Annotated in this window: 2 protein-coding genes and 2 pseudogenes; 3 read left to right on the top strand and 1 reads right to left on the bottom strand. The window is 61.6% G+C overall.

Features of this window, described 5'->3' with window-relative positions:
* Positions 1-479 (top strand): annotated as a pseudogene (locus OQK_RS14830) (MFS transporter); the annotation flags it as partial.
* A gap of 131 nt (positions 480-610) precedes the next feature.
* Here OQK_RS14830 and OQK_RS14825 read toward each other — a convergent pair.
* Positions 611-1,489 (bottom strand): DMT family transporter, encoded by an 879-nt coding sequence (locus OQK_RS14825; protein WP_016773077.1) that lies wholly within the window; start codon positions 1,487-1,489, stop codon positions 611-613.
* Positions 1,490-1,879: 390 nt separating this feature from the next.
* Here OQK_RS14825 and ypfJ point away from each other — a divergent pair, with 390 nt between their 5' ends.
* Positions 1,880-2,764: a KPN_02809 family neutral zinc metallopeptidase gene (gene ypfJ / locus OQK_RS14820; RefSeq protein WP_016773076.1), complete on the top strand. Its 885-nt coding sequence runs from the start codon at positions 1,880-1,882 to the stop codon at positions 2,762-2,764.
* Positions 2,765-2,928: pseudogene (locus tag OQK_RS30435) on the top strand (alpha/beta hydrolase); the annotation flags it as partial.

Raw genomic sequence — 2,928 nt, 5'->3', positions numbered from 1 at the left:
AGATGGGTATTCCACTGATCATCATTTATGTCACGGCTGACTTCGGCAGTGTCGGCGGCGGGATTCTGTCCTCGTTCCTGATCGGTCGCGGCATGAACTCGATCAAGGCGCGGCTGCTGTCGATGTTGCTGTTTGCCTGCTGCATCATCGGCGTGGTCATGGCTGCCGGCTCGGCGAATCTGTGGGTGGCGGTGGCGGCGATCTCGCTGGCGATCGGCGCGCATCAGGCCTGGACTGCGAACATCTGGAGCCTGGTGATGGACTACACGCCCAAGCACATGATGAGCACAGTGTTCGGCTTCGGCGGCATGTGCGCGGCGATCGGCGGGATGTTCATGACCCAGATCGTCGGCCACATCCTCACCGTCACCAACAACAACTACACAGTGCTGTTCACGCTGATCCCGGCGATGTACTTCCTCGCACTGACGTGGATGTACTTCATGGCACCGCGCAAGATTCCGACCGTTACCGAATAACCTGCCTGCATACATCCCATTGTGGGAGCGAGCCTGCTCGCGAAGGCGTCACGTCAGCCGCTGAATATGGCGACTGACCCACCGCTTTCGCGAGCAGGCTCGCTCCCACAAGTTGTACCGGGATCCGCTCTTCAGCGCCGGCTCTGCTGCCACGCTGCCGCCAATCCGCTGCAACAGATCACTGCGATACCAATCACCGTCAACCCGCTCGGGGTGTGATTGAACAGCAGCCAGCCCAACAACCCGGCAAAGACAATCTGGCAATAGCCGAACGGCGCCAGCAATGCCGGTGCGGCGTGACGGAAGGCCTGGGTCAGGAACAGATGCGCCGTCATCCCGCAACTGCCCAGCGCCAGCATCAGCGCAGCGTGAGTCCACGTCGGCACCTGCCAGAAGAACGGCACCAGCGCGCTCATCACCAAGGTATTGCACAGCCCGGCGAAGAAGTTGCTGGTGGTCGGGCTGTCCACTTCGGCGAGCTTGCGCGTCAGCAATTGGTAGAAGCAGAAGAACAGCGCCGAGCAGAACGGCAGCAGGATCGCCGGGGTGAACAGTTCGCCGCCCGGGTGGACGATGATCAGCACGCCGATGAAGCCGCAGATCACCGCAATCCACTGCCCGCGCGTCACGCGTTCCTTGAGCAACGGCACCGACAATGCCGTCACCAATACCGGTGCGAGAAAGTTGACCGCCGTGGCTTCGGCCAGCGGGATGTACAGCAGCGCCGTGGTGAAAAACAGGCTGGTGCCGAGCAGGCACAGGGCACGGGCGAGCTGCCATAACGGTTTTTTCGTGCGCAGCACGCGCAAACCGGACTGCGGCAGGAAAATCCCCGCCATCAACAAGGTGTGCACCACATAGCGCGCCCACACCACCATCACGATCGGATAAAAACCGGAGAGGTATTTCGACAACGCGTCGTGGCTGGAAAACAGGAACGTCGCCACGACAATCAGCAGAATCCCCTTGAAGGGCTGGTTGACACCGGAGAGCGGGGTGCTGACGGTCATTGGCAATCTCTGAAAAAAATCCGGGCGAGCGTTCGCGCTGGCGGCAATCGTTGTGGCAATCATAGTCGGCTGAGCTTTCAGCAACCGCACAGGTTGCACTCTTCTTCGCCGGGAAACCGCCGTTGAGCAAAACCGTGACGCAAGATTCCCGCCACTTCGGCGCCCGGCCAGTGTGCAACATCACAGACTGCCGTCGAAACAGCGGGTTCATGAATTCGACGGAAGAAATTCCACTCGGGATTGAATTCACGGCGCGCTCGACCGTCAATACCAGGCCCGCACCATGTGGGCGCGTGTGCATGGACGGACGACCGGACTGGCGCCACACTCACACAGCGGCAACACTCATCACCAGCAGACTCATCACTGGCAATAAAAGAGGATTCCCACATGCTATGGAAAAAAGGCCGACGCAGTGACAACGTCGTCGACGCCCGGGGTGATGATGCCGGCGGTGGCGGCGGCATGCGCTTCGGTGGCGGCAAGGGCCTGAGCCTGACGGCCATCGTGCTGATTGTCGGCATCGGCTGGCTCACCGGCCAGGACCCGATGCAGATCCTCGGCCAGTTGACCGGGCAGATGGAGCAGCCGGCGCCCACCTCGCAAACCCGCCAGGCGCCACCGGCCAATGATGAACAGGCTGAATTCGTCCGCTCGATCCTCGGCGACACCGAAGACACCTGGGGTCCGATCTTCCAGCAGGCCGGACGCCAATACAAAGACCCGACACTGGTGCTGTTCAGCAATCGAGTGAACTCCGCGTGCGGCATGGCCACTTCTGCCACCGGCCCGTTCTACTGCCCGGCCGACCAGAAGGTCTATCTGGACATGGCCTTCTTTCAGGAAATGTCGCAGCGCTTCAAAGCCGCCGGCGATTTCGCTCAGGCTTATGTGATTGCGCACGAAGTCGGCCACCATGTGCAGACGCTGCTGGGCGTCTCGGCGAAGATGCAGGCGGCGCGTCAGCAAGGCCGGCAGATGGAGGGCGACGGCGGCTTGCTGGTTCGCCAGGAATTGCAGGCCGACTGTCTCGCCGGCGTCTGGGCGTATAACGCGCAGAAACGCCTGAACTGGCTGGAACCGGGCGACATCGAGGAAGCCTTGAACGCCGCCAACGCCATCGGCGATGATCGCTTGCAGCAACAGGGTCAGGGCCGCGTGGTGCCGGACTCGTTTACCCACGGTACGTCAGCGCAAAGGGTGCGCTGGTTCAAAACCGGATTCGCGCAAGGCCAGGTAAGCCAGTGCGACACCTTCGCGGCGAAAACCCTGTAAATGCATAAATGGCTTGTGGCGTTACTGTTCATCGCCGGCACCGCGCAAGCGGCCGGCGTCGATGCGATCAGCCCCGGTCGCCTGCAACTCAAGGCCGGGGAAATGGCAGTGGGCATCGGCCCGGCACCGGAAAAGATCGAGCGGGTGCTGATCGTCATTCACGG

The organism is Pseudomonas sp. R62 (genome assembly GCF_000257605.1).
Taxonomy (GTDB): Bacteria; Pseudomonadota; Gammaproteobacteria; order Pseudomonadales; family Pseudomonadaceae; genus Aquipseudomonas; species Aquipseudomonas atacamensis.
Note: the sequence above shows the minus strand (reverse complement) of the source record. Positions and strands in the feature narration are given on the sequence as shown.